This is a genomic window from Nonomuraea sp. NPDC004702 (genome assembly GCF_053601695.1).
Window position 1 is genome coordinate 206120 of sequence record NZ_JBSGCE010000009.1, and the last position, 25981, is coordinate 232100.

Below are 25981 nucleotides of genomic sequence, written 5' to 3' on the forward strand. Positions count from 1 at the left end.
GATCAGTGGTGACCCGCGTCCTTGGCCCGGTGGAACGAGCGCTCGATCTCGGCCTCGGCCTCGATGCGCCCGACCCAGTTGGCGCCCTCGACGGACTTGCCGGGCTCAAGGTCCTTGTAGACCTCGAAGAAGTGCTGGATCTCCAGCCGGTCGAACTCCGACACGTGGTGGATGTCCTGGATGTGGTGCATCCGGGGGTCGGTCGAGGGCACGCACAGGACCTTGTCGTCGCCGCCCTTCTCGTCGGTCATCCGGAACATGCCGACCGCGCGGCAGGTGATGTAGCACCCCGGGAACGTCGGCTCCTGGAGCAGCACCAGCGCGTCGAGCGGGTCACCGTCCTCGCCGAGGGTGTTCTCGATGAAGCCGTAGTCGGCGGGGTACTGCGTGGAGGTGAACAGGAGCCGGTCAAGCCTGATCTTTCCGGTCTCGTGGTCCACTTCGTACTTGTTCCGTTGCCCCTTGGGAATCTCAACGACAACGTCGAACTCCACCGCGGTTCCTCCGCTCAAGGCCCCCGGGAAGTCCCGGCTGGGCGTTAATGTCTCGTAGGCGAACACCAGGAGAGAGGTCAGGCGACGTGGCGCGGCACGAGCGTTCGATGATGCTGGCCACTCTCGCCGTGCTTCAGATCGTCACGATCGTCATCGGCGTCTACGCCATGACCAGCGACTTCAACCTGAGCGCGCTGACGAGGCAGCCGTCACCGATCGGGCCGACGGCGTCTCCCCGGGGAATCCCCCCCGCCCCCGTGGTCACCTCGGGGCCTGTGCTGGCCCAGCTTTCGGCGACGTCAGGGAACGGACCTCTCCCGACTAAGAGTACTTTGACCCGCCAGCTCACCGACGCGCTGGGTGACAAAGCACTCGGCGGCCGGGTGGGCGCGGTCGTGCTCGACGCCGCCACCGGCGCCCGGATCTTCGCCGCCAACCCCGACACGGGCATCACCCCGGCCTCCACGAACAAGGTCGTCACGACCACGGCGGCGCTCGCCTCGCTGGGCCCCGACACCCGCTTCTCCACCCGCGTCGTCCAGGGCCGCGCGCCCGGCGCGATCGTCCTGGTGGGCGGCGGCGACCCGATGCTCGCCGGGCCGTCGGCCAAACCCGGCTACCCCAAGCAGGCCTCCCTCGCCACCCTGGCCGCCCGGACCGCCGCCGCGCTGAAGGCCAAGGGCGTCAGGAAGGTCACGCTCTCCTACGACGACAGCCTGTTCACCGGGCCGACCGTCGCGCCCGGCTGGAAGCCCAACTACGTGCCCGACGGCGAGGCGGCCCCCGTCCACGCCCTGGCCATGGACGAGGGACGCCAGCGCCCCGGCGCCCGGCCCCGCGTGCCCGACCCGGCCGCGTACGCCGCCGCCGCCTTCGCCCGGCTGCTGCCCAGGTACGGCGTCACCGTCTCCAAGGACATCCGCCAGGAGCGGGCCGCGGCGGGCGCCGCCGAGCTGGGCAAGGTCGACTCCGCCCCCCTGTACGCCCTGGTCGAGCACACCCTGACCCACAGCGACAACGACATGGCCGAGGCCCTGGCCAGGCACGTCGCCATCAAGGAGGGCAAGGAGGCGTCGTACGCGGGGGCCGCGGAGGCGGTGATCGGGGTCATGCGGCGGCTCGGCGTGACCAAGGGCGTCAGCGTCGCCGACGGCAGCGGCCTGTCCATCCGCAACCGGGTCAGCGCCGACGCCATGGCCAGGATCATCGCCATCGCCGGCTCGGCCGCGCATCCCGAGCTGCGAGCCGTCGACTCGGGCATGCCGGTCGCCGGCTTCTCCGGCACGCTGGGCAACGGCAAGCGCTTCACCCGCGCCGACAGCAAGGGCCAGGTCGGCCTCGTCCGCGCCAAGACCGGCACCCTCAACAACGTCAACACCCTGGCGGGCCTCGCCACCACCAAAGACGGCCGGCTGGTCACCTTCGCCTTCCTGGCCGACGACGTGCCGGTGAACGCCGAGCCCGTGCTCGACAGGCTCGCCGCGATCGTCGCGCGATCCTGACCGCCGCTTCTTCGCAGGCGTGACGAGAACAACGTACGGTGGACGTCATGCAGGTGATCGACTGGGATCTGGCCGTCACGACCGGCACGCGCCTGGTGCGCCCCGGTCCTCAGGTGAGCAAGGAGGAGGCCAGGCAGGCCGTCGCCGAGCTCCGCACGCTGTCACGTGAGGCCGAGGGCCACGTGCGCGAGTTCACGAAGATCCACACCGAGACCGCGCCGCAGCCCGCGACCATCGTCGACCGGCCGGGCTGGATCAAGGCCAACGTCGAGGGCTTCCGCGTGGTCCTCGAACCGCTGACCCAGCGCATGGGCGGCGGAGACAACCCGCCGCCCGCCATCGTCACCGCGGTGGGCTCGCGCATCACCGGCGTCGAGGTCGGGGCCGTCCTCGCCTTCCTCGCCTCCCGGGTGCTCGGCCAGTACGAGCTGTTCCTGCCGCCCGACCCGACCGGCCAGGAGCCGACCGGCCGGCTGACGCTCGTGGCGCCCAACATCGTCCACGCCGAGCGCGAGATGAACGTCGTGCCCCGCGACTTCCGCCTGTGGGTGTGCCTCCACGAGGAGACCCACCGCGTGCAGTTCACCGGCGTCACCTGGCTGCGCGAGTACGTCAGGTCGCAGATGACCGAGTTCCTCCTCGCCTCCGACCTCGACCTGCCCACGCTCCTCGACCGCCTGCGCAACGCCGCCGACACGGTGGCCGACGTGGTCAGGGGCGGCGAGGGCAACCTGATCGACGCCATCCAGTCGCCCGCCCAGAAGGAGATCCTCGACCGCCTGACGGCCGTGATGACCCTGGTGGAGGGCCATGGCGACTTCGTCATGGACGCCGTGGGCCCCTCGGTGGTCCCGTCGGTCTCGGAGATCCGCGCCAAGTTCGCCCAGCGCCGCGAGGGCGGCTCCCGGCTCGACCGCACGGTCCGGCGCCTGCTGGGCATCGAGGTCAAGATGAAGCAGTACGCCGAGGGCTCCGCGTTCGTCCGCAAGGTGGTCGACCGGGTCGGCATGGACGGCTTCAACAAGGTCTGGACCTCCCCGGAGACCCTGCCCACGACCCCCGAGATCGCCGACCCCGACGCCTGGATCCACCGCGTCATCGGCACCCCGGCCCTTCCCGCCTGACCTTCCCGTCCCCGGGGGACCCGGCCGTGCGCGTGGCGTGCGGCCGGTTCCTCCAGCCGGGACAATGGCTCCTGTGGGTCCCCGTCCAGCCGTCGCCGACGTGCGCCGGGCCGTCCGCGAGTCGCTGACCGACCTCGCCGGCACCGGCGCGCTGGTCCTGGCCGCGTGCAGCGGCGGCGCCGACTCGCTGGCCCTGGCGGCGGCGCTGGCCTTCGTCGCCCCCCGCGCCGGCCTGCGCGCGGGCCTGGTCACGGTCGACCACCAGCTCCAGCCGGGCTCGGCCGATCGCGCCCGGCAGGTCGCCGGCATCGCCGCCGGTCTCGGCCTGGCCCCGGCCGAGGTGCTCACCGTCACCGTCGGCACCGACGGCGGTCCCGAGGCCGCCGCCCGCGAGGCCAGGTACGCCGCGCTGGCCGAGGCGGCCGACCGCCTGGGGGCCGCCGCCGTCCTGCTCGGCCACACCCGCGACGACCAGGCCGAGACCGTCCTGCTGGGCCTGGCCAGGGGGAGCGGGCTGCGCTCGATCTCCGGCATGGCCGCCCGCGCGGGCCGCTACCGCCGGCCCTTCCTCGGCCTGTCCAGGGCCACGACGGTCGCCGCCTGCGCGGCCATGTCCCTCGTCCCCTGGGACGACCCGCACAACGACGACCCCCGCTACACCCGCGTCCGCGTCAGGAAGCGGATCCTGCCGATGCTCGACGAGGAACTCGGCCCGGGGGTGGCCGAGGCGCTCGCGCGGACCGCCGGAATGGCGCGGGAGGACGCCAACGCCCTCGACCAGTGGGCCGAATCGGCGTTCCCGAATTGCGCTCTTAGCGATATCGGAGAGTCCGTCATCCTGTCCGTACCCGAGTTGGAGAAACTGCCCGACGCCGTGCGCCGCAGGGTGCTGCGGCGCGCGGCCATCGCGGCGGGCACGCCCTCCGGCGCGCTTTCCGCCACCCACGTGCTGGCGGTCGATCGGCTGGTCACGCAATGGCACGGGCAGAAGGCGGTGGATCTACCCGGAGGTCTGTCCGCAGTTCGGCGGTATGGCACCCTGATACTCGCCATCAGTCCCATCGTTTAAGGAACCACAGGTGGACGCTGCCGACATGGGCAAAGACCTGGAGAAGGTCCTCATCCCCGAGGACGACCTCCAGGCCAAGATCAAAGAGCTTGCCGGGCGCATCGACGAGGACTACGCGGGCAAGGACGTCCTGCTCGTGGGCGTGCTGAAGGGCGCGGTCATGGTGATGGCCGACCTGGCCAGAGCCCTGCACGTGCCGGTGCAGATGGACTGGATGGCGGTGTCGTCCTACGGCGCGGGCACCAAGTCATCCGGCGTCGTACGGGTGCTGAAGGACCTCGACACCGACATCTTGAACCGCCACGTCCTCATCGTCGAGGACATCATCGACTCGGGCCTGACCCTCCACTGGCTGCTGGAAAACCTGAAGTCGCGCAATCCGGCGTCGTTGGAGATCTGCGCCGCGCTGCGCAAGCCGGACGCGGTGAAGGTGCCGATCGACGTGAAATACGTCGGCTTCGACATTCCCAACGAGTTCGTCATCGGCTACGGGCTCGACTACGCGGAGCGCTACCGCAATTTGCCGTTCATCGGAACGCTCGCGCCGCACGTTTATAAGTAGTAATCCCGGCCATGGCCGGGAACATCGCGCAACGTGACGTACGTTGATAGGGCAAGACCGGTGTAGCGGGCGGGTCCCTCCGTGCGCCGTGCCGGTGTACCTTCAGACTCCGGAAGGGTGACCGCAAGTCCCCTTCGGGTAGTCAGAAGTCGCGGTGTCGGATGCCGCGGCCCCGGGCCAGCCCGGGGTTCCAGGCCATGGTCAGGAAGGGACGGGCCCGCAAGGGGTTCCGCATCGGATGGATCTCAAGCGATTTACACGTGGGCCACTGCTGTGGATCCTGGGCATCGTCGTGCTGCTCCTGCTCGTCACCCAGCTCTGGAGCGGCGGGGGCAATTTCAAGCAGGCCGACACGTCCACGGTCCTTCAGCAGATTCGCGCCGGCAATTTCACCAGCGCCAAGGTCGTCGACAAGGACAATCGGGTCGAGCTCACCCTCATCAAGCCGATCGTCGTCCGGCCGGGTGACGCCCCGGCGAAGCTGATCCAGTCCAACTGGGTGAGCGGTTACGGCGCGAAGCTGACCGACGAGCTGCAGGCCCAGGTCGACGCCAACAAGACGAAGAGCTTCACCACCGAGGTGCCCCAGGAGAACTTCCTGCTCAGCATCCTGGTGAGCTTCCTGCCGATCGTCATCATCGTGCTGATCTTCCTGTTCATCATGAACCAGATGCAGGGCGGCGGCTCCCGGGTGATGAACTTCGGCAAGTCGAAGGCCAAGCTCATCACCAAAGACACCCCCAAGACCACGTTCGCCGACGTCGCCGGCGCCGACGAGGCCATCGAGGAGCTCCAGGAGATCAAGGAGTTCCTGCAGGCCCCGGCCAAGTTCCAAGCGATCGGCGCGAAGATCCCCAAGGGCGTGCTGCTCTACGGCCCGCCCGGCACAGGCAAGACCCTGCTGGCCCGCGCGGTCGCGGGCGAGGCGGGCGTGCCCTTCTACTCGATCTCCGGCTCCGACTTCGTCGAGATGTTCGTCGGCGTCGGCGCCTCCCGCGTGCGCGACCTGTTCGAGCAGGCCAAGGCCAACGCCCCCGCGATCATCTTCATCGACGAGATCGACGCCGTCGGCCGCCACCGCGGCGCCGGCCTGGGCGGCGGTCACGACGAGCGCGAGCAGACCCTCAACCAGCTGCTCGTCGAGATGGACGGCTTCGACGTCAAGGGCGGCGTGATCCTCATCGCCGCGACCAACCGGCCCGACATCCTCGACCCGGCGCTGCTGCGTCCGGGCCGTTTCGACCGGCAGGTCACGGTCGACCGTCCCGACCTGGAGGGCCGCAAGGGCATCCTCAAGGTCCACGGTCGCGGCAAGCCGTTCGCGCCCGACGTCGACCTCGACGTCATCGCGCGCCGCACCCCCGGGTTCACCGGCGCCGACCTGGCCAACGTGATCAACGAGGCGGCCCTGCTCACCGCGCGGGCCGACCAGAAGCTGATCACGATGGAGGTCCTTGAGGAGTCGATCGACCGTGTCATGGCAGGGCCCGAGCGCAAGTCGCGGGTCATGTCCGACAAGGAGAAGAAGATGATCGCCTACCACGAGGGCGGTCACGCGCTGGTGGCGCACGCGCTGCCCAACTCCGACCCGGTCCACAAGATCACCATCCTGTCCCGCGGCCGCGCGCTCGGTTACACGATGACGCTGCCGATGGAGGACAAGTTCCTGGCCACCAGGTCCGAGATGATGGACCAGCTCGCGATGCTGCTCGGCGGCCGCGCGGCGGAGGAGCTCGTCTTCCACGAGCCCACCACCGGCGCCTCCAACGACATCGAGAAGGCCACGGCGGTCGCCCGTCGCATGGTGACCGAGTACGGCATGAGCGAGCAGCTCGGCGCCCGTAAGTTCGGCACCGGCCAGGCCGAGGTCTTCCTCGGCCGCGAGATGGGCCACGAGCGCGACTACTCCGAGAAGATCGCCTCCTCCATCGACGAGGAGGTCCGCCGGATGATCGAGACGGCGCACGACCAGGCCTGGGACATCCTGGTCGAATACCGCGACGTGCTCGACAACCTGGTGCTGGAGCTCATGGAGAAGGAGACCCTCTCCCGCGAGCAGGTCCTGCAGATCTTCGCCCCGGTGGTCGTCAAGGAGCACCGGCCCTCGTACGCGGGCTACGGCAAGCGGCTGCCCTCCGACCGCCCGCCGATCCTGACCCCGAAGGAGCAGTCGGCCAACGGCTCGCTCACCTCCGGCCACCAGGACGCCTTCCAGTCCGGAGACAGTGCGTGACCCAGCACGAGGTCGACCTGGGGCGGATCGAGAAGGCCGTACGCGAGATCCTCTACGGCATCGGCGAGGATCCCGACCGCGACGGCCTGCTCGAAACGCCCGCCAGGGTCGCCCGCGCGATGGCCGAGCAGTTCTCCGGGCTCGGCCAGACCCCCGAAGACGTGCTCAACAAGGTCTTCGACGTCGACCACGACGAGATGGTGCTGGTCAGGGACATCGAGGTCTACTCGACCTGCGAGCACCATCTGGTCCCGTTCCACGGCGTGGCCCACGTGGGCTACATCCCCAACGAGCGCGGCCAGGTGACCGGGCTGTCCAAGCTGGCCCGGCTGGTCGACGTCTTCGCCCGCCGTCCGCAGGTGCAGGAGCGCATGACCTCGCAGATCGCCGACGCCCTCATGCGGGTGCTGGAGCCGCGCGGGGTCATCGTGGTGGTCGAGGCCGAACACCTGTGCATGACCATGCGCGGCGTGCGCAAGCCGGGGGCCAAGACGGTCACGTCGGCGGTCCGCGGCGACTTCCGTACCAGCGACAAGACCCGCTCCGAGGCCATGGCGCTGATTCTCGGCAGGTGACGATCGTTATCCACAACTGGGGACCCGAGATGTCGGCAGGTGTGGGGGAACGCCTAGGCTTGCCCCATGACTAGCGTGCCCATCAACGTGCCGGGCGGCACGGAGCGGTGCCTCGTCATGGGCGTGGTCAACGTGACCCCCGACTCCTTCTCCGACGGCGGCCTGTGGTTCGACGAGGAGGCCGCCGTCCGGCATGGGCTCGACCTGGTGCGGGAGGGCGCCGACATCGTCGACGTGGGCGGTGAGTCCACCCGTCCCGGCGCCGCGCGGGTGTCGCTGGAGGAGGAGCTGGCCAGGGTCGTCCCGGTGATCCGGGCGCTCGACGCCGAGGGCGTGGCCGTCAGCGTCGACACGATGCGAGCCGAGGTCGCCAGGGCCGCGGTCGAGGCGGGCGCCAGGCTCGTCAACGACGTCAGCGGCGGCCTGGCCGACCCCGAGATGCCGCGCGTGGTCGCCGCGACGGGAGCGCCCTACGTGGTGATGCACTGGCGCGGCCACAGCCATGACATGGACAGCCGCGCCGTCTACGCCGACGTCGTGACAGAGGTGCGCGAGGAGCTCAGCAAGCGGGTCGATCTCGTGCTGGCCGAGGGGGTGTCCCCCGAGCAGATCGTGCTCGACCCCGGCCTCGGCTTCGCCAAGAACGCCGAGCACAACTGGGCGTTGCTGGCCGGCATCCCGCAGCTCGCCGAGCTGGGGTTCCCGCTGCTGATCGGGGCCTCGCGCAAGCGGTTCCTCGGGCGGCTGCTGGCCGGCCCCGACGGCGCGCCCCGCCCGTTCAGCAGGAGCGACGACGCAACGCTGGCGGTCACCGCGCTGGCGGCTCAGGCGGGGGCCTGGTGCGTGCGCGTGCACGAGGTAGGTCCCAATGCCGATGCCGTGCGCGTGGCGGCCGCATGGAAGAGAGCCGGAGCAGGCACATGAGCGTCGACACTGCCGCGATCGAGACGGTCAACGAGGAGTTCTACACCGCGATCGAGAGCGCCGATCTCGACAAGATGACCGAGATCTGGGCCGAGGACACCGCCGACGACCAGGTGAGCTGCGTCCATCCGGGCTGGACGTTGCTGACCGGCCGGTCGGAGGTGCTGCGGTCGTGGGCGCTGATCATGGCCAACACCACCTACATCCAGTTCGTGCTGACCGACGTCAACACCACCGTGCTGGGCGACGTGGCCGTGCTCACCTGCGTGGAGAACATCCTGACGGCGGGCGAGGAGGGTGAGTCCAGCTTCGCCGCGGGCAAGGTGGTGGCGAGCAACGTCTACATCCGCACCGCGCAGGGCTGGCGGTTGTGGATGCACCACGGCTCCCCGGTGCTCCAGGGAGACGACGACGAGGACGAGGAGGGCGAGCTTGAGGTCTGACCGCATCGCTCTCAAGGGCCTGCGGGCCAGGGGCAGGCACGGCGTGCTGCCCGCCGAGCGGGAGCTCGGCCAGGAGTTCGTGATCGACGCGACGTTGTTCCTCGACACCGCCCCGGCGGCGGCCGGCGACGACCTCACCAAGACCGTCCACTACGGCGAGCTGGCCCAGGCGCTGGTCGAGGTGGTCGGGGGCGAGCCGGTCGAGCTGATCGAGACGCTGGCCCAGCGGCTGGCCGACGTCTGCCTGGCGAGCGAGCTGGTGCACAAGGTCGAGGTGAGTGTGCACAAACCGGCGGCGCCGATCCCGCTGCCGTTCGACGATGTGATCGTGACGATCGAGCGGAGCCGCGCATGAAGGCCGTCCTCGCTCTCGGCAGCAACCTGGGGGAGCGGTTCCAGACGTTGCAGGGAGCCATCGACACGTTGTTCGACGCCCCTGGCCTGGAGTTCGTCAAGGTGTCCCCGGTCTACGAGACCGACCCGGTCGGGGGGCCGGGAGGCCAGGAGCCGTACCTCAACGCGGTCGTCGTCGCCGAGACCGCGCTGCCGCCGCGCACGTTGCTGGAGCGGGCGCTGGGCGTGGAGAACGCGTTCGGCCGGGTGCGTGCGGAGCGGTGGGGGCCGCGTACGCTCGACGTCGACCTGATCGTCGTGGGCGAGACCGTGTCCGACGACCCCGAGCTGACGTTGCCGCATCCCCGGGCCCACGAGCGGGCGTTCGTGCTGGTGCCGTGGTCGGTGATCGACCCCGAGGCCACGGTGCCGGGCCGGGGCCGGGTGGCCGACCTGCTGGCCGAGCTCGACCGGCACGGCGTGCGCCTGCGTGACGACCTGAAGCTGCAGAGGCCCGATTGAAGCCGACGCATCCCGGCCACCTGGTCGCTCTCCTCGTCGTCGTCGCCCTGATCTTCTGGGCGGCGGTCCGGCACTTCTACGGCGCGTTCCTGCTGCCCTGGACGGCCATCCCGACCGTGTTGCTGCTCGCCCTCGGCGAGGGGTACAGCGGATGGGTGACCAAGGCCAGGATCGCCAGGAAGCCCGACACCAAGCCGGTCGAGCCGCTGGCGGTGGCCCGGCTGGCGGCGCTGGCCAAGGCGTCGGCGTACGCGGGGGCGGTGTTCGCGGGGTTGTTCGCCGGGTTCGCCGCGTACACGCTGGAGCTCTTCGACCGGGAGACGCCGCGCTCGGAGTTCTTCGTGGCGGCCGGGTCGTTCGTGGCCTGCGTGGTGCTCGTCTGCGCGGCCCTGTACCTGGAACACTGCTGCCGGATCCCGAAGGACTCCGACGAGCGCAAACCCGACTAGCGGCGGCGGCCGAAGAGGTAGATGACCGGCAGCGTGCAGATCAGCGGCCCGACGATGGCGATCGGCCGCTCCAGCCACCACTTCAGGTCGGGCGGGATCTTCGTGCCGAGGTTGCCGAACAACCACCACGACAGCCCTAAGGCGATCGCCATGCCGGTCGTGTGGAACAGGAACAGCGGCAGGGCGTAGCGGTTGATGAAGGAGTTGGCGCGGGCCCAGCGGGGGCGTTCGAGCACGCGTTCCATGGCCGGGCGCAGCACCTCCACCAGGCCGATCTGGAAGATCAGCAGGGCGACGATGACGAACGTGGGCGGCGCCATGTTCGACCACTTGTCGCCCGGCACGCCCACCATCGAGCCCGGGTAGATGCCCGAGTAGACCAGGCCGATCAGCGCGAACAGGCCGGTCCACAGGATGCCGACGTCGTACCGCCGGGGCAGGACGACGATCCGGTCGTAGAAGAAGCCCGCCTGGTGGGCCAGTCCCCAGACGATGATCATGTTGAGCCAGCCGGCCCACTCGAAGCCGTAGCGGAAGCGGACGACGTCGACGACCAGGGCCGAGCCGCCGAGCCAGATGAGGGCCAGCACGTCGTAGCGCCTGTGCAGCCACAGGGCCACCGGCAGCAGCGCGATCAGCACCAGGTAGACGCCGAGGAACCACAGCGGGCTGAGCACGAGCAGCACCACCCGCCACATCCACTCCACGTGGAACGCCCAGGTGACGATCGCCCCGACGGAGATCCACACGCCGCACAGGAACAGCGCGGGCAGGGACAGCGCGCGGATGCGCCGCCAGACGAACGCCCCGATGCCGACGCCGCGCGCCTGGGCCCGGTTCCAGGACAGCAGGTGCACGTGGCCGCCGACGTAGAAGAACAGCGGCAGCACCTGGAGCAGCCAGGTCAGGATCCACAACCCGGAGGTGAAGCCGAGCGGGCTGGTGGGCTCGGGCCCGCTGGGCTTCCACTCCAGGATCGTGAACGCCCAGTGCCAGACCACCACGACGATGAGGCTGAGGGCGCGCAGCCAGTCGACGTACTTGTCGCGTTCGGGAGTGCTCACTTGTCGATGTCACCCACGACGAAGAACATCGAGCCCAGAATGGCGATCATGTCGGCCACCAGGTTCCCGGGCAGCAGCTCGCGCAGCGCCTGGACGTTGCCGAACGACGCCGAGCGCAGCTTGAGCCGCCACGGCGTCTTGTCGCCCTTGGAGACCAGGTAGTAGCCGTTGATGCCGAGCGGGTTCTCGGTCCACGCGTACGTGTGGCCCTCGGGCACCTTGAGCACCTTCGGCAGGCGCTGGTTGACGGGCCCGGGCGGCAGCTCGCGCAGCCGGGCGACGCACGCGTCGGCCAGGTCGAGGGAGACCTTGAGCTGCTCGAACAGCACCTCGAACCGGGCATGGCAGTCGCCGTCGCGCCGGGTGACGACCGTGACCGGCAGCTCCCCGTAGGCCAGGTACGGGTCGTCGCGCCGCAGGTCGAGGTCCACGCCGGAGGCGCGCGCGATGGGGCCGCTGACGCCGTACTGGAGGATCTGCTCGCGGGTCAGCACGCCGACGCCCTTGGTACGGGCGAGGAAGATCTCGTTGTTCAGGATGAGGCCCTCGATGTCGGGCACCCGGCGGCGGGTCTCGGCGACGGCCGCGGCGACCCGGTCGAGCCAGCCGAGCGGCAGGTCCTCCTTGAGGCCGCCGACCCGGTTGAACATGTAGTGCATGCGCCCGCCGGAGATCTCCTCCATGACGGCCTGGATGCGTTCGCGCTCGTCGAAGGCGTAGAAGACGGGGGTGATCGCGCCCAGTTCGAGGGGGTAGGAGCCGAGGAACATCAGGTGGTTGAGCACCCGGTTGAGCTCGGCCAGCAGCGTGCGCGCCCATACGGCCCTGACCGGCGTCTCCATGCCGAGCAGCCGTTCGGCGGCCAGCACGACGCCCAGTTCGTTGGCGAACCCCGACAGCCAGTCGTGCCGGTTGGCGAGCATGATGATCTGGCGGTAGTCGCGGACCTCGAACAGCTTCTCCGCGCCCCTGTGCATGTAGCCGATGATCGGCTCGGCCGCCTCGATGCGCTCGCCGTCGAGGGTGAGCCGGAGCCTGAGCACGCCGTGCGTGGAGGGATGCTGGGGGCCGATGTTGAGGATCATGTCCTCGGTCGCCAGCTCCTTCGCACCGGCGCCGATCCCGACCACGCGTTCCGTCATAGGGCCCATGCTGCCACCGTCCCACGGGGTGATCCAGCGTGGGGGATGGTCAAGGAATCGTATGGCAACGCATCCCGAAGCCAGACATGGGGATCAATACCGGGAACGGGGGGAGAAAGCACTGTGAAGAGAGTCCTGTTTGATGTGGCGGCCCTGATCTCCCGGGTGGTACTCGGGGTGATCTTCGTGGCGCACGGCTGGCAGAAGTGGCAGGGCGGGCTCGGTGCCGCGGCGGGGCAGTTCCGGGAGATGGGCGTGCCCATGCCCGAGTTGTCGGCCGGATTCGCCGCCATCGTCGAGCTGGTCGGCGGCGCCCTGCTGATCCTCGGCCTGCTGGTCCGGCCGGTGGCGTTGCTGCTGCTCATCGACATGATCGGCGCGATCGTCTTCGTGCACGCGGGCCACGGGGTGTTGTCGCAGGGCGGGGGATGGGAACTGCCGGGCGCGCTGGGTGCGCTGTCCTTGATGCTCGCCGCGCTGGGTGGCGGCCGCATCGGGCTCGACGGCATCTTCCACTCGACGTACCGCCGCCGCAGGGAACGCCAGATCGCCGAGGACGACCTCGCCGCGCACCGGCCGGCCCGGCGCGCCGAGCCGACGACGGTCGTCACCGAGGGGCCGGCCGCGCAGGTCGGGCCCGAGGGCGGCCCGACGACACCGGCCCGGCCCGAGGGCGAGGCCGAGCAGCCCAACGTGCCGCGGCAGCCCAACGCGCCGCGCCCCGGGCACCTCAACGACGAGGACATGCGGGACATCGACGCCCTGGTGTCCGACGAGCCGCACCAGCAGAAGCCGCCCAACCGCTGAGCGTCAGCGGCTGACCAGGTCGCGCAGGGCCTCGATCAGGCGGTCGACGTGCTCCTGCGTGCTGCCGATGCCGATGGAGGCGCGTACCGCCGAGGCGGTGCCGTCCTCGCAGCCGCCGTCCGAGGTCCCCAGCAGGTGGCGGACGAACGGGTGCGCGCAGAACTTGCCGTCCCGCACGCCGATGCCGTACTCGCCGGACAGCGCCTCGGCCACCTCGCGGGCCGAGTAGCCGTCCACGACGAACGACACGATCCCCACCCGCGGGTGGTCCTCGCCCCACAACGACAGCTCGCGCACCCCGTCGATCGAGGCCAGACCGGTACGCAGCCGGGCGATCAGGCGCTCCTCCTCGCGCACCAGCTCCGTCCACCCCGTGGCGGTGAGCGCGTCGCAGGCGGCGGCCAGGGCGATGGCGCCGAGCACGTTGGGGGTGCCGGCCTCGTGGCGGGGCTCGGGGTCGTCGTGCCACTCGGTGGTCTCGCCGACCGAGCGCACCGCGCCGCCGCCCTTCAGGTACGGCTCGCCCGCCGCCAGCCAGTCACGGCGTCCGACCAGCACGCCGGCGCCGAAGGGCGCGTACAGCTTGTGGCCGGAGAAGGCCACGTAGTCCAGGTCGAGCGCGGTCAGGTTGAGCCTGCGGTGCGGGACGAGCTGGGCGGCGTCCACCAGGATCCGGGCGTCGTGCCGGTGGGCGATGTGGGCGAGGGCGGCGATGGGCCACAGCTCGCCGGTGACGTTGGAGGCGGCGGTGACCACGAGCAGCTTGGGCCCCTCGATCCCGGCCAGCGCCTCGTCGGCGGCGCGGACGGCCTCGCCGGGGAAGGCGGGCGGCGCCAGGCGCACGGACCGCTCCCAGGGCAGCAGCGAGGCGTGGTGCTCGGAGTCGAAGACGACGACGGTCGTGCCCTCGGGCAGGCAGCCGGCCAGCAGGTTGGTGGCGTCGGTGGTGTTGCGGGTGAAGATGACGGCGTCGTCCGGGCGGGCGCCGACGAAGGCCCGGACCGTGTGGCGGGCCTGCTCGTAGCGGGCGGTGGTGAGCTGGGAGGCGTAGCCCGCGCCGCGGTGGACGCTGGAGTAGGCCGGGAGCGCGGCGGCGACGGCGGCGCTGACCGGCTCAAGACAGGGGGCGCTGGCCGCGTAGTCGAGGTTGGCGTAGCTCACCAGCCGGCCGCCCTTGACCGGCACTTCGAGGTCGGCGCCGAGCACGGCGGGGATCGACCGTCCGGAGGCGGCGGCAGGGGCGGGGGCCTCGGCGGCGGCCTGGGCGGGAACGGAGTTGAAGATCGTCAGCGTGGACACGGCACAGCTCCTCACGGGTCGGTCGGACCCCTGGGAGCAGCCACGGAGCCCGCGCTTGCCCGCCACACCTCGTGACGGACCAGGTCTTCACCCGGGGCACCCCGCCGCGGACGCGAGGGTTGCCGGCCAGCTAGCCGGGGCTTGTCGCTGGCACTCATGACCTACGACGGCACTATAACCGACACCCGGGCATGATTCGCAAGCTCAGCAGGTCAACCCGTCTCATAAGATGAAATCGTGCGCTTTGATCCCTGGAATCCAGATTTCGTCGTCGACCCTTATCCGGCGTACGACGAGCTGAGGCGCGAGGCGCCCGTCCGCTACTTCGAGCCGTCCAACCAGTGGCTGATCTCCCGGCACGCGGACGTGAACGCGCTGCTCAGGGACCGGCGGCTGGGCCGCGACTACACCCACGTCGCCACGCACGAGGAGTTCGGCCGGCAGCCCGCGCCGGAGTTCCAGGAAGCCTTCTGGCGGGTCAGTAGGAACGGCATGCTGGAGGTCGAGCCGCCGGACCACACGAGGCTGCGCCGGCTGGTGTCCAAGGCGTTCACGCCGCGCATGGTCGAGTCGCTGCGCCCGCGCGTCCGGGCCATCGCCGAGAGCCTGATCGACGCCTACGTCGAGAAGGGCGGCGGCGACCTGATCGCCGAGGTCGCCGAGCCGCTGCCGGTCACCGTCATCGCCGAGATGCTCGGCGTCCCCGAGCAGGACCGCCACCTGCTGCGCCCGTGGTCGGCCGACATGTGCGGGATGTACGAGCTCAACCCCAGCCTGGAGACCCAGCACCAGGCGGTGCGCGCGGCCGAGGAGTTCGAGTCCTACCTCAAGGACCTGGCCCGCGACCGGCTCGCCAACCCCGGCGAGGACCTGGTCAGCGCCCTGGCCGCGATCCCCGAGCTGACCCTCGACGAGCTGGCCGGCACCTGCGTGCTGCTGCTCAACGCGGGCCACGAGGCCACGGTCAACGTCACCGGCAACGGCTGGCGGGCCCTGCTGAAGAACCCGGGCGAGCTGGCCCGGCTGCGCGCCGACCGTTCGCTGCTGCCGACCGCCATCGAGGAGCTGCTGCGCTACGACACCCCGCTCCAGCTCTTCGAGCGCTGGGTGCTGGAGGACATCGAGGTGCACGGCGTGCGGATCCCGCGCGGCTCGGAGGTCGCCTGCCTGTTCGGCTCGGCCAACAGGGACCCCGAGGTGTTCGAGGACCCGGACCGGCTCGACCTGGGCCGTCCGGACAACCCGCACATCTCCTTCGGCGCCGGCATCCACTTCTGCCTGGGCGCGCCGCTGGCCAGGATCGAGCTGACGGAGTCGTTCACCGCGCTGCTGGACCGGGTCGGGACCATCGAGCTGCGCACGGAGCCGGTCTACAAGCCGGGCTTCGTCATCCGCGGGCTGCGCTCGCTCGACCTCGACGTCACCGGCTCTGGCTGAGCCAGCCGAACCCGCCGAGCCCGGCCGGATCGATCAGCTCGCCCTCCTCCGACGCCCGCGCCAACGCGCGCACGTAGCCGCGCGGATCGGTGCGGGCGAGGTCGACCGGCGGCCGGGCGCCGGTGAGGCCCAGCGCCCGCAACATGTCGCGCTGTGTGGACAAGGTTGTGGATATCGCGCCGGCCCGCCGCCCGGCCTCGGCGCACGCGTCGAGCGCGACGTGGGCGGTGATGTCGCAGGTCCCGTCGGGGATGGGCGTGACGACGGCGCCGTCGCGGTAACCGGTCAGCGTGCCACAGAGCGGTCGGTTATCCACAGGGTGTGCATAATCCACGGCTATCGCCCGGCCGCGGGCGAGGCGTACCAGAACGGAGGCCCAGGCGTCGTCACGGGGACGGCCGATCTCGGCTCGGGTGCCCACGTGCGGCAGCGGCCACCAGCGGTCGAGCCATTCGCGGTCGGCGGGCCGCAGCGGGCCGCCGAGGCGCTCCTCCCCGGTGCGGGTGTTGACCATGACCAGACGCGGGCCGCCGGAGGTCTGCTCGGCCACGTCGAGCGGGATGTTGTCGAGCCACTCGTTGGCGACGGCCAGCCCGGTGATGCTGGACGGCAGGCAGCGGCGCCACTCGATCTCGTCGGGCAGGCCCGGCGGCCTGGGTGACAGGTCGACGCACGTGACCCGGAGCCGGTCGCGCAGAGCGGGCTCGGCCAGGTCGAGGACGCGGCGGACCAGCACGCCCTCGCCGGAGCCGATGTCGACCAGGTCGAGCCACTCGGGGGAGCCGAGGTCGCAGTCGACCTCCGCCAGCAGGGCCAGGACCGCCTCGGCGAACACGGCCGAGGCCCCGACCGAGGTGCGGAAGTGGCCCGAGGGGCGTTCGCGGAGGTAGAAACCCTCCTCGCCGTAGAGCGCGCGCTCGGTCGCGGCGCGCCAGGTGAGCCACATGAGGCTGACTATCTCATGACTCCGGCCATCAACACGCTAAGTCATTGATTGACTACACTTGGTCGCTACATTGCGCTAACGTTTACGTACTGTCACCGAGCGACTGCGTTTCGCCCATCCGCGGTAAGCGGCGAGCCGGTTCGCTCCACCAAAGCATTGCGGCCTCCACGGCCGCATACTGAGAGGAGCCCCCCGTGAAGAAGACTCTGGTCATGGCAGGTGCCATTGCCCTGCTGGCGCTGGCGGCCCCCGCGTACGCCGACGACGTCACCCACGGCAACAACGGCATCCTGAGCGGCAGCCCGATCCACCTCCCCATCACCGCCGTCGTGCCCGTCTGCGGCAACAACATCGGCATCCAGGCCGTGCCGATCAACGGCTGCCAGGGGAGCCCCAACACCGCGGTCTACAGCCGCTGAGGCAGGGAGAGCCCGGACCGCTCGCGCGCGGTCCGGGCTCTGATCCCGGCCGGTCAGTCGGCGGATGACCGGTCAGCGCACCTCCAAGAGGTCGCATCCAGGCGGGCGTCGGGTTGTCAGGACTCGGCGCCCGTCGTCGTGCGTGGACCCCTCTCCTCATCTCTTTCGACAGGGGGTGCACGATTCGTATGCCCCTGTCGCATTTGTCGTTAACTCAACGGGCGGTAAAGCGGCGGACATGCCTGGCCGCGTTCGTCGGCCCGCGACATGTGCGCCGCCGCCCGCCGGTTACGCTGGTCGGCAGTGCCATCACGGTCGACAGGGGTGAGACGTCATGGACGCAGGTGATCGCCCGGCACGGCTGACCGTCGGCGTGCTCGGCGCGGGCAAGGTCGGCTCCGCGCTCGGCGCCGCGCTGGCGCAGGCGGGCCACCGGATCGTCGCCGCGAGCGGGGTCTCCGACAGGTCGCGAAGGTGGGCCGCCGACCGGCTCGGGGTCGAGCTGACGCGGCCCGACGAGGTGGTGGCCGCCGCCCAGCTCATCCTGCTGACCGTCCCCGACGACGCGCTGCCCGACCTCGTGGCCGGCCTGGCCCGTACGGGCGCCGACCTCCAGGGCAAGCTGCTCGTCCACACCAGCGGCGCGTACGGCCTGTCGGTGCTCGAACCGGCCGCCGGGGTGGGCGCGCTGCCGCTCGCGCTCCACCCGGTCATGACCTTCACCGGCCGCGACGACGACCTCAACAAGATCACCGGTATCTCGTTCGGCGTCACCGCGCCCGACATGCTGCGGCCGGTGGCCGAGGCCCTGGTGATCGAGATGGGCGGCGAGCCGGTCTGGATCGCCGAGAGCGACCGCGCGCTCTACCACGCGGCCCTGGCCAACGCCGCCAACCACATGGTCACCCTCATCGCCGAGTCCGAGGAGCTGCTCGGGCGCATCGGCGTCGAGCACCCGGGCCGGATGCTGGGCCCGCTGCTCGGCGCGGCCCTCGACAACGTGCTGCGGCTGGGCATCGCCGGGCTGACCGGCCCGGTCGTCCGCGGCGACGCCGGCACCGTGCGCAAACACGTCGACGCGCTGATCCTGGCCGCCCCGGAGGCCGCCGACGCCTACATCGCGCTGGCCCGGCTCACCGCCGACCGGGCGCTGGCCGCGGGGCTGCTCAAACCGGAGGAGGCGGAGCGGCTGCTCGACGCGCTTGGGGGCAATATATGGACCTGACCGTCGGGTGTGGAGGGCAGCAATGGATCTGATCGTGGCCGGCAACCGGGACGACCTGGCGAAGGCGCGTGGCACGGGCAGCGTGGCGCTGGTCCCGACCATGGGCGCGCTGCACGAGGGCCACCGGTCGCTGATCAGGGCCGCCCGGGTGCGCGCCGACCAGGTCGTGGTCAGCATCTTCGTCAACCCGCTGCAATTCGGTCCTAACGAGGATTTTTCCCGCTATCCCCGTACGTTCGACGCCGATCTCGACGTGTGCCGGGAGGAGGGCGTGCACGTCGTGTTCGCGCCCTCGCCCGAGGACATGTACCGCCCCGACCGGCAGGTGAGCGTCTGCGCGGGCGAGATGGGCACGATCGTCGAGGGCGCCTCCAGGCCGGGCCACTTCGACGGCGTGCTGACGGTGGTGCTCAAGCTGTTCAACCTGGTCCGCCCCGACGTGGCGATCTTCGGTCAGAAGGACGCCCAGCAGCTCGCCGTCATCCGCCGCATGGTGGCCGACCTCGACCTGGCCGTCGAGATCGTCGGCGCGCCCACCGTGCGCGAGCCCGACGGCCTGGCCCTGTCCAGCCGCAACCGTTACCTGTCGGCGCGCGACCGCACGGTCGCGCTGGCCCTGTCCCGCGCCCTGCGGGCGGGCGCGGCCGAGCTCACCGCCGGCGCGATCCGGTCCACCGCCCGCGCGGTGCTCGACGAGGCCGGGCCCGACCTCGACCTCGACTACCTGGCACTGGTCGATCCGGCCACGTTCAAGGAGGTCGACGACGCCTACGAGGGCTCGGCCGTGCTCGCCGTGGCGGCCCGGGTGGGCGGCACCCGGCTGATCGACAACGTCGTCCTGAGCCTTCGTCACTGATCCGTACGGTGCCCCCGGGGCATGTCCACGCTGCGGCAGGCGTTATCGTCATAGTGACGAAATCGCCTCAGTGAGGAGACCCCCATGAGTGCACCGGCGATTCCCCAGCGTCTGACGGCCCCCGAACCCGGCTGGACGGTCGAGGCGGACGTGGTCGTCGTCGGCTCCGGCGTCGCGGGCCTGACCGTGGCGCTGCGCCATGCCGAGCTGGATCCCGCGGCCAAGGTCCTGGTCGTCACCAAGGACGTGCTGTCCGCCGGGTCCACCAAGTGGGCCCAGGGGGGCATCGCCGCCGTGCTCGACCCGCGCGACACCCCCGACGAGCACCTGAGCGACACGTTGCTCGCCGGGGTCGGGCTGTGCGACACCAAGGCCGTGCGAACCCTGGTGACCGAGGGGCCGGGCGCGCTGCGGCGGCTCATCGAGCGCGGCGCCCGGTTCGACCGCACCCCCGACGGCGAGCTCCAGCTCACCAGGGAAGGCGGACACCGGCGCCACCGGATCGTGCACGCCGGCGGCGACGCCACGGGCGCCGAGGTGCAGCGGGCGCTGGTCGAGGCGGTGCGCGCCGGATCGATCGAGGTGATCGAGCACGCGCTCGTGCTCGACCTGCTCAAGGACGCCCGCGGCCGGGCCAGGGGCGTGACCCTGCACGTCATGGGCGAGGGCGCGCGTGACGGCGTCGGGGCGGTCCTGGCGCGGGCGGTGGTGCTGGCCACCGGCGGCATGGGCCAGGTCTACGCCGCGACCACCAACCCGGTCGTGTCCACCGGCGACGGCGTGGCGCTCGCGCTCAGGGCGGGGGCGGTCGTGCGCGACATCGAGTTCGTGCAGTTCCACCCGACCGTGTTGTGGCTGGGGGAGGGCTCGACCGGCCAGCAGCCGCTGATCTCCGAGGCGGTCAGGGGCGAGGGCGCCGTCCTCGTCGACCACGAGGGCAACCGGTTCATGCAGGGCGTGCACGAGCTGGCCGACCTGGCCCCGCGCGACGTCGTGGCCAAGGCGATCACCAGGGTCATGGGCGAGACCGGCCGCGACCACGTCTTCCTCGACGGCCGCCACTTCGGCAGGGACAAGTGGGAGAGCCGCTTCCCCACCATCTACGCCGTCTGCCGGGAGCACGGCATCGACCCGGCCACCGAGCCGATCCCCGTCTCCCCGGCCGCCCACTACGCCAGCGGCGGCGTGCGCGCCGACCTGTCCGGGCGTACCTCGATCGAGGGTCTGTACGCCTGCGGCGAGGTGGCCTGCACCGGCGTCCACGGCGCCAACCGGCTGGCCTCGAACTCGCTCCTTGAGGGCCTGGTCTTCGCCGAGCGCATCGCCGAGGACATCCACCGGACGCGTCCCGAGCCGGGCGAGCCGGTCGCCGGGCGGGCCGCGACGGGCCTGGTGGACCCCAGGGCCAGGCCCAGGATCCAGGCGCACATGAGCGCCGGCGCCGGGGTGCTGCGCAGCCGCGCGTCGCTGCAGGCCACGTCGAAGGCGCTGCGTGACGCGCTCTGGACGCCGGTCGAGGTGCCCGCCTGCACCGAGTCGTGGGAGGCGAGCAACCTCCTCACCGTCGCCGCCGTCCTGACCGGCGTGGCGGCGGCCAGGCTGGAGACCCGCGGCTCCCACTGGCGCGAGGACCACGAGACCCGGGACGACAATGAGTGGCTGGGCCACCTGGACGTGACCCTGACCGAGGAGGGCCTTCGCATGACGTACACCCCGCACGGCGAGGCGATGCCGCCGCGGCTGGCGCAGGAGCTGACCGCCGCCGGGCTCGACCCGGCCGAGGTCGACGCGCTGATCGACCGCGCGCTCGAAGAGGACCTGCAGGAGGCGGGCGACGTGACCAGCCTGGCCACGATCCCGGCCGAGCAGCGTTCGGCCGCCGACGTGGTGGCCCGCAAGGACGGCGTGGTGGCCGGGCTGGCCGTGGCCGAGGCGGTCTTCCTCCGGCTGGGCGCCGGCCGCGCCGAGCGGCGGGCCAAGGACGGCGAGCGGGTGGCGGCCGGCGACGTGCTGATGACGGTCGAGGGCCCGACGCGGGCCGTGCTGACCGCCGAGCGCACCGCGCTCAACCTGCTCACGCACCTGTCCGGGGTGGCCACGCTGACCGCCAGGTGGGTGGCCGCGATCGACGGCACGCGGGCGCGGGTGCGCGACAGCCGCAAGACCCTGCCGGGTCTGCGGTCCCTGGAGAAGTACGCCGTGCGCTGCGGCGGCGGCGTCAACCACCGCATGTCGCTGTCGGACGCGGCCCTGATCAAGGACAACCACGTGGTGGCGGCCGGCGGCGTGGCCGAGGCGTACCGCGCGGTGCGGGAGCGCTATCCCGAGGTGCCGATCGAGGTCGAGATCGACCGGCTCGACCAGCTGGAGCCCCTGCTGGACGAGGGCGCCGAGGAGATCCTGCTGGACAACTTCACGGTCGAGGACACCGTACATGCCGTACAAATCGTGAAAAGTCGGGCGAAAAACAGGGTTGCGCTTGAAGCGAGTGGGGGATTGACCTTGGAATCGGCTCGTGATGTGGCTGAAACTGGCGTTGACTACCTTGCGGTGGGAGCGCTCACCCACTCGGCGCCGGCCCTGGACATCGCACTGGATTTGCGGGGGTAATTGATGCTGCTCACGATCGACGTCGGCAACACGCACACGGTGCTGGGGCTGTTCGAGGGCGAGGACGTCATCGAGCACTGGAGGCTGGCCACCGACGCCCGCCGCACCGCCGACGAGATCGCCGTCGTGCTCCAGGGGCTGCTGGCCCAGTCACCCCTGCTCAAGGGCGCCGACATCAGCGGCATCGCCATCTGCTCGACCGTGCCGAGCGTGCTCAACGAGATGCGGGAGATGTGCCGCCGCTACTACGGCGACGTCACCGCCGTGATCGTGGAGCCCGGCGTGCGCACGGGCGTGCCGGTGCGCATGGACAACCCCAAAGAGGTGGGCAGCGACCGCATCGTGAACGCCCTGGCCGCCATCGACCAGTACGGCGGCCCGTGCATCATCGTCGACTTCGGCACCGCCACCTCCTTCGACGCGGTGTCGGCCAAGGGCGAGTACGTCGGGGCGGTCACCGCTCCCGGCATCGAGATCTCGGTCGACGCCCTGGCCGCCGCCGGCGCCCAGTTGCACAAGGTCGAGCTGGTCAGGCCGCGCTCGGTGATCGCCAAGAACACGGTCGAGGCGCTGCAGGCCGGCATCATCTACGGCTTCGCCGGCCAGGTCGACGGCATCGTCGAGCGCATGGCCGCCGAGCTGGCCGACGACCCCGACGAGGTGACCGTCGTGGCGACCGGCGGCCACGCGGCGCTGGTGGTCGGCGAGTCGCGCTCGATCGACGTGCACGAGCCGTGGCTGACCCTCATCGGCTTGCGCCTGATTTATCACCGCAATACCGCTTAGAACGTGACAAGCGGCCCCCGTTCGGGAAGGGGGCCGCCTGTCGGTCGTGGTGTCGCCGGCGAGGGTCACTCGTTCTCGGCGCTGTAGAGCTCGCTCCAGGGGCCGCACTTGGTGGCGAAGACGCCCTGCTCGGGAACCTGGCAGACCTTGGCCCGCAGGGTGAAGACGTCGTTCTCCTCGAAGTGGAACTTCTTGTAGCCGGGGAAGCCGCAGTACTTCTTGGCGTAGACCGTGGACCAGTCGCCGTCGGAGTCCTCGGCCTGGAACTTCACGTACGCGCACTTGCCGCCCTCGTCGTAGTCGCGGTCGTCCAGGTCGTACAGCCGGCCGGTGACGTGGACCTCGTTGGAGTCCTCCTCGTCCCACTCGACGCTGACGTGACCCTGGGCCTTGGCCAGGTGCTGCTTGGCGTACACCGGGCCCCAGTAGTCGGAGTAGTCGTCGAAGTCGGCGGTGGTGGCGCTGGCGGCCGAAGGAAGCGACAGGGCCACGGCGCTGGTGGCGGCGATGGCGAGGATGCCTGTCGCGATCTTCTTCATCATGATCTCTCCCGGAGCTCCCCTCGGGCCGGCTCCTTGCCGGCTCCCCCCGGAGCTCGTGAGTCATTGGTACAAAAGGGTCCTTGCAGCGCCCCTGCAGGGAACCGTCACGAGCGCTTGCAGTTCGCCGTATCCCCTACGCTTTGTTGTTGTGAGCGAGGAACTTCCAGAGCAGATGCGCATCCGGAGGGAAAAGCTCGACCGCCTCCGCAGCGAGGGCGTCGACCCTTACCCGGTGAACTTCCCACGCACGGCGACCAACGCCGAGGTCAAGGAGAAACACCAGGGCCTGGAGCCCGACACCGCCACCGGTGAGACGGTGGGGGTCGCGGGCCGCGTCATGCTCAACCGCGTGGGCGGCAAGCTCTGCTTCGCCACACTCCGCGACGGCGGCGCCGACCTGCAGGTCATGATCTCGCTCGACAAGGTCGGCGAGGAGTCGCTGGCGGCCTGGAAGCGCGACGTCGACCTGGGCGACCACGTCGGCGTGACCGGCGAGGTCATCACCTCGCGCCGCGGCGAGCTGTCGATCCTCGCCGACAGCTGGCAGATCACCGCCAAGTGCCTGCGCCCGCTGCCGGAGAAGCACGTCGGCCTCACCGACCCCGAGGCGCGGGTGCGTCAGCGCTACGTCGACCTCATCGTCAACGACGAGGCCAGGAAGATGGCGCGGGTGCGCAGCGCGACCGTGCGCGCGGTGCGCGACTTCTGGCACGAGGAGGGCTACCTCGAGGTCGAGACCCCGATGTTGCAGCCCATCCACGGCGGCGCGACGGCCCGGCCGTTCAAGACCCACATCAACGCCTACGACATGGAGCTCTACCTCCGCATCGCGATCGAGCTCTACCTCAAGCGGCTGGTGGTCGGCGGCGTCGAGAAGGTCTTCGAGATCAACCGCAACTTCCGCAACGAGGGCGCCGACTCCACGCACAACCCCGAGTTCACCATGCTTGAGGCCTACGGCACCTACCTCGACTACAACGACATCGCCGACCTGACGCAGCGCATGTACCAGAAGGCCGTCGTGGCCGCCCTGGACACCACCGTGGTCGTGCACGACGGCGTCGAGATCGACCTCGGCCTGGAGAAGTGGCCGCGGGTCCGGCTCTACGACCTGGTGTCCGACGCCGTGGGCGAGGAGATCACCACCGAGACCACCCTTGAGGAGCTGCGGAAGATCGCCGATCGCCGCGAGGTCCACTGGGACGTCAAGTGGGGGTCGGGCAAGCTCGTCCAGGAGCTGTTCGAGGCGCTGGTCGAGCACACGCTCGTGCAGCCGACGTTCGTCATGGACTACCCGCTGGAGACCTCGCCGCTGGCCCGTCTCCACCGCGACAACCCGCTGCTGACCGAGAAGTGGGACCTGATCGGGTTCGGCACCGAGCTCGGCACCGGCTACTCCGAGCTCAACGACCCGATCGACCAGCGCCACCGGCTGGTGGAGCAGTCGCTGCTGGCCGCGGGCGGCGACCTTGAGGCGATGCAGCTCGACGAGGACTTCCTGCAGGCCCTTGAGTACGCGATGCCGCCCACGGGTGGCATGGGCGCCGGCATCGACCGGATGATCATGGCCTTCACCGGCAAGAACATCCGCGAGACCATCCTGTTCCCGCTGGTCAAGCCCACCCACTGAGCCGCCGTCCGGCGCCCCGCGCACGTGCGGGGCGCCGGTCCGGACGGTCAGGGCACCAGCACCAGCCGTCCGCGCAGGCCGCCCTCCGCCAGGCGGGCGTGGGCGTCGGCGGCCTTCTCCAGCGGGTACGTCCCGGCCACGCGTAGCGTCAGCCGTCCGGCCTCGACCAGGCGCACCAGCTCCGCGAGCTGCCGGGCGTCCGAGCGGAACAGCACGGTGGCCACGTCCGTGCCGCGCAGCGCCACCGGCGCGACCCCCGACGCGAGCGCCACGAACGCTCCGCCGTCCCGTACGGCGTCGAGCGCGGGCAGGCCCAGCACGGCCGCGTCCACCACGGCGTCCACACCGCCGGGCACCTGCGCCCGTACGGCCTCGGCCAGGTCCTCCTCGCGCGGGACGAACCATTCCGCTCCGAAGCCGCGTACCAGCTCCTCGTCCGCGGCGCCGGCGGCGGCCACCACCCTGACGCCGCGCACGGCGGCCAGCTCCACCAGGTAGCCTCCGACGGCCCCCGCCGCCCCCGTGACCAGCAGCGTGCCGCCCGGCCCGACGCCGGTCCGGTCGAGCGCCTGCCAGGCGGTGAGCCCGTTCAGCGGCAGCGTGGCCGCGTGGACGGGGCTCACGCCGCGCGGCGCGCGGGCCACCGCCGGGGCGTCCAGCACGACGTACTCGGCCTGCGCCTTGTACGGCAGCTCCAGCCGCGCGCAGAGCCCCACGACCTCCTCTCCCACGCTGAAGGAGGTTCCCAGGCCCACCTGGTCGACGGTCCCCGCGGCGTCGAAGCCGATCCCGTACGAGTCGAGCTTCCTGGCCAGCCCGTACGAGACCAGGGCCCCGGACGCCACGGCCAGGTCGAAGGGGTTGACCCCGGCCGCGGCCACCTTGATCCGCACCTGGCCGGGCCCCGCCACCGGCAGCGGCGCGGACACCAGCCGGGGAGCGCCGGAGCCGCCGATGAGTGCACGCATGTTCGTCATGCCCGTGACCC

The 25981-nt window shown here is 70.9% G+C and carries 26 protein-coding genes and 1 riboswitch; of the genes, 19 read left to right on the top strand and 7 right to left on the bottom strand.

The genetic code is table 11. The features are described 5' to 3' along the window. Positions 1-2: 2 nt before the first annotated feature. Positions 3-494 carry an inorganic diphosphatase gene (locus tag ACWEJ6_RS14930; RefSeq protein ID WP_352318598.1) on the bottom strand — a complete coding sequence of 164 codons (492 nt, stop codon included), beginning with the start codon at positions 492-494 and terminating at the stop codon, positions 3-5. A gap of 86 nt (positions 495-580) precedes the next feature. Between ACWEJ6_RS14930 and dacB the strand changes: the two genes are divergently transcribed. The 11 genes from dacB (at position 581) to ACWEJ6_RS14985 (ending at position 10230) form a co-directional block, all read left to right on the top strand. Next, positions 581-1996: a D-alanyl-D-alanine carboxypeptidase/D-alanyl-D-alanine endopeptidase gene (gene dacB / locus ACWEJ6_RS14935; protein ID WP_452424052.1), complete on the top strand. Its 1416-nt coding sequence runs from the start codon at positions 581-583 to the stop codon at positions 1994-1996. 47 nt (positions 1997-2043) lie between these two features. Continuing rightward, entirely contained in the window at positions 2044-3120 is a 1077-nt protein-coding gene (locus ACWEJ6_RS14940) for a zinc-dependent metalloprotease (RefSeq protein WP_352318602.1), read from the top strand. A gap of 64 nt (positions 3121-3184) precedes the next feature. Continuing rightward, positions 3185-4189, top strand: a complete 1005-nt coding sequence (gene tilS, locus ACWEJ6_RS14945) for a tRNA lysidine(34) synthetase TilS (protein ID WP_452424054.1) — start codon at positions 3185-3187, stop codon at positions 4187-4189. Positions 4190-4199: 10 nt separating this feature from the next. Further along, the gene (gene hpt / locus ACWEJ6_RS14950) at positions 4200-4751 is read left to right on the top strand and encodes a hypoxanthine phosphoribosyltransferase (protein ID WP_352318606.1); all 552 of its coding nucleotides are present in this window, start codon (positions 4200-4202) and stop codon (positions 4749-4751) included. Between the two features lie 238 nt (positions 4752-4989). After that, positions 4990-6984 (top strand): ATP-dependent zinc metalloprotease FtsH, encoded by a 1995-nt coding sequence (gene ftsH / locus ACWEJ6_RS14955; RefSeq protein ID WP_352358549.1) that lies wholly within the window; start codon positions 4990-4992, stop codon positions 6982-6984. Beyond that, positions 6981-7559: a GTP cyclohydrolase I FolE gene (gene folE / locus ACWEJ6_RS14960; RefSeq protein WP_352318609.1), complete on the top strand. Its 579-nt coding sequence runs from the start codon at positions 6981-6983 to the stop codon at positions 7557-7559. Before ftsH ends, folE begins: the two co-directional genes overlap by 4 nt. Positions 7560-7625: 66 nt before the next feature. After that, positions 7626-8483 (top strand): dihydropteroate synthase, encoded by an 858-nt coding sequence (folP, locus tag ACWEJ6_RS14965; protein WP_449922192.1) that lies wholly within the window; start codon positions 7626-7628, stop codon positions 8481-8483. Beyond that, positions 8480-8926: a nuclear transport factor 2 family protein gene (locus tag ACWEJ6_RS14970; protein ID WP_358291555.1), complete on the top strand. Its 447-nt coding sequence runs from the start codon at positions 8480-8482 to the stop codon at positions 8924-8926. Before folP ends, ACWEJ6_RS14970 begins: the two co-directional genes overlap by 4 nt. Continuing rightward, positions 8916-9281, top strand: a complete 366-nt coding sequence (gene folB / locus ACWEJ6_RS14975) for a dihydroneopterin aldolase (protein ID WP_387671527.1) — start codon at positions 8916-8918, stop codon at positions 9279-9281. The genes ACWEJ6_RS14970 and folB overlap by 11 nt, the downstream gene beginning before the upstream one ends. Beyond that, the gene (folK, locus tag ACWEJ6_RS14980; RefSeq protein WP_352358556.1) at positions 9278-9781 is read left to right on the top strand and encodes a 2-amino-4-hydroxy-6-hydroxymethyldihydropteridine diphosphokinase; all 504 of its coding nucleotides are present in this window, start codon (positions 9278-9280) and stop codon (positions 9779-9781) included. The genes folB and folK overlap by 4 nt, the downstream gene beginning before the upstream one ends. Further along, complete coding sequence (locus ACWEJ6_RS14985; RefSeq protein WP_358291560.1) at positions 9778-10230, top strand: DUF3180 domain-containing protein; 453 nt, start codon at positions 9778-9780, stop codon at positions 10228-10230. The genes folK and ACWEJ6_RS14985 overlap by 4 nt, the downstream gene beginning before the upstream one ends. Here the strand turns inward: ACWEJ6_RS14985 and ACWEJ6_RS14990 are convergent. Then, entirely contained in the window at positions 10227-11294 is a 1068-nt protein-coding gene (locus tag ACWEJ6_RS14990; RefSeq protein WP_364332656.1) for an acyltransferase family protein, read from the bottom strand. The two genes, ACWEJ6_RS14985 and ACWEJ6_RS14990, sit on opposite strands and share 4 nt — an antisense overlap. Then, on the bottom strand, positions 11291-12436 hold the full coding sequence (locus tag ACWEJ6_RS14995) for an NADH-quinone oxidoreductase subunit D (protein WP_387671524.1): 1146 nt from the start codon (positions 12434-12436) through the stop codon (positions 11291-11293). Before ACWEJ6_RS14995 ends, ACWEJ6_RS14990 begins: the two co-directional genes overlap by 4 nt. Positions 12437-12559: 123 nt before the next feature. On the opposite strand from ACWEJ6_RS14995, the gene ACWEJ6_RS15000 reads away from it, so the two are divergent. Then, entirely contained in the window at positions 12560-13243 is a 684-nt protein-coding gene (locus tag ACWEJ6_RS15000) for a DoxX family protein (RefSeq protein WP_387671522.1), read from the top strand. Between the two features lie 3 nt (positions 13244-13246). Here ACWEJ6_RS15000 and ACWEJ6_RS15005 read toward each other — a convergent pair whose 3' ends face one another. Further along, positions 13247-14542: an aminotransferase class V-fold PLP-dependent enzyme gene (locus ACWEJ6_RS15005; RefSeq protein WP_452424060.1), complete on the bottom strand. Its 1296-nt coding sequence runs from the start codon at positions 14540-14542 to the stop codon at positions 13247-13249. Positions 14543-14588: 46 nt separating this feature from the next. Then, positions 14589-14704, bottom strand: a riboswitch (SAM riboswitch). Between the two features lie 75 nt (positions 14705-14779). On the opposite strand from ACWEJ6_RS15005, the gene ACWEJ6_RS15010 reads away from it, so the two are divergent. Further along, on the top strand, positions 14780-15979 hold the full coding sequence (locus tag ACWEJ6_RS15010) for a cytochrome P450 (RefSeq protein WP_452424062.1): 1200 nt from the start codon (positions 14780-14782) through the stop codon (positions 15977-15979). Here the strand turns inward: ACWEJ6_RS15010 and ACWEJ6_RS15015 are convergent. Further along, entirely contained in the window at positions 15963-16925 is a 963-nt protein-coding gene (locus ACWEJ6_RS15015; RefSeq protein ID WP_387671518.1) for an SAM-dependent methyltransferase, read from the bottom strand. The genes ACWEJ6_RS15010 and ACWEJ6_RS15015 overlap by 17 nt on opposite strands. Before the next feature lie 194 nt (positions 16926-17119). Here ACWEJ6_RS15015 and ACWEJ6_RS15020 point away from each other — a divergent pair, with 194 nt between their 5' ends. The 5 genes from ACWEJ6_RS15020 to ACWEJ6_RS15040 all read left to right on the top strand — a co-directional run bounded on the left by ACWEJ6_RS15020 (position 17120) and on the right by ACWEJ6_RS15040 (position 22821). After that, a complete protein-coding gene (locus ACWEJ6_RS15020) occupies positions 17120-17344 on the top strand; it encodes a chaplin family protein (protein ID WP_352358570.1) in 225 nt (74 codons plus the stop codon). 334 nt (positions 17345-17678) lie between these two features. Beyond that, the gene (locus ACWEJ6_RS15025; protein ID WP_358291572.1) at positions 17679-18569 is read left to right on the top strand and encodes a Rossmann-like and DUF2520 domain-containing protein; all 891 of its coding nucleotides are present in this window, start codon (positions 17679-17681) and stop codon (positions 18567-18569) included. Between the two features lie 22 nt (positions 18570-18591). Then, positions 18592-19425: a pantoate--beta-alanine ligase gene (gene panC, locus ACWEJ6_RS15030; RefSeq protein ID WP_452424065.1), complete on the top strand. Its 834-nt coding sequence runs from the start codon at positions 18592-18594 to the stop codon at positions 19423-19425. An 84-nt stretch (positions 19426-19509) separates the two neighbouring features. Continuing rightward, positions 19510-22035: an L-aspartate oxidase gene (locus tag ACWEJ6_RS15035; RefSeq protein WP_452424067.1), complete on the top strand. Its 2526-nt coding sequence runs from the start codon at positions 19510-19512 to the stop codon at positions 22033-22035. A gap of 3 nt (positions 22036-22038) precedes the next feature. Further along, complete coding sequence (locus tag ACWEJ6_RS15040) at positions 22039-22821, top strand: type III pantothenate kinase (protein WP_352318636.1); 783 nt, start codon at positions 22039-22041, stop codon at positions 22819-22821. A 65-nt stretch (positions 22822-22886) separates the two neighbouring features. Here the strand turns inward: ACWEJ6_RS15040 and ACWEJ6_RS15045 are convergent, their stop codons facing one another. Beyond that, positions 22887-23363: a hypothetical protein gene (locus ACWEJ6_RS15045; protein ID WP_397155438.1), complete on the bottom strand. Its 477-nt coding sequence runs from the start codon at positions 23361-23363 to the stop codon at positions 22887-22889. A 148-nt stretch (positions 23364-23511) separates the two neighbouring features. Here ACWEJ6_RS15045 and lysX point away from each other — a divergent pair, with 148 nt between their 5' ends. Continuing rightward, the gene (lysX, locus tag ACWEJ6_RS15050; RefSeq protein ID WP_452424069.1) at positions 23512-24993 is read left to right on the top strand and encodes a bifunctional lysylphosphatidylglycerol synthetase/lysine--tRNA ligase LysX; all 1482 of its coding nucleotides are present in this window, start codon (positions 23512-23514) and stop codon (positions 24991-24993) included. A 47-nt stretch (positions 24994-25040) separates the two neighbouring features. Here lysX and ACWEJ6_RS15055 read toward each other — a convergent pair whose 3' ends face one another. Then, positions 25041-25970 carry an NADP-dependent oxidoreductase gene (locus ACWEJ6_RS15055; RefSeq protein WP_452424071.1) on the bottom strand — a complete coding sequence of 310 codons (930 nt, stop codon included), beginning with the start codon at positions 25968-25970 and terminating at the stop codon, positions 25041-25043. Between the last annotated feature and the right edge of the window lie 11 nt (positions 25971-25981).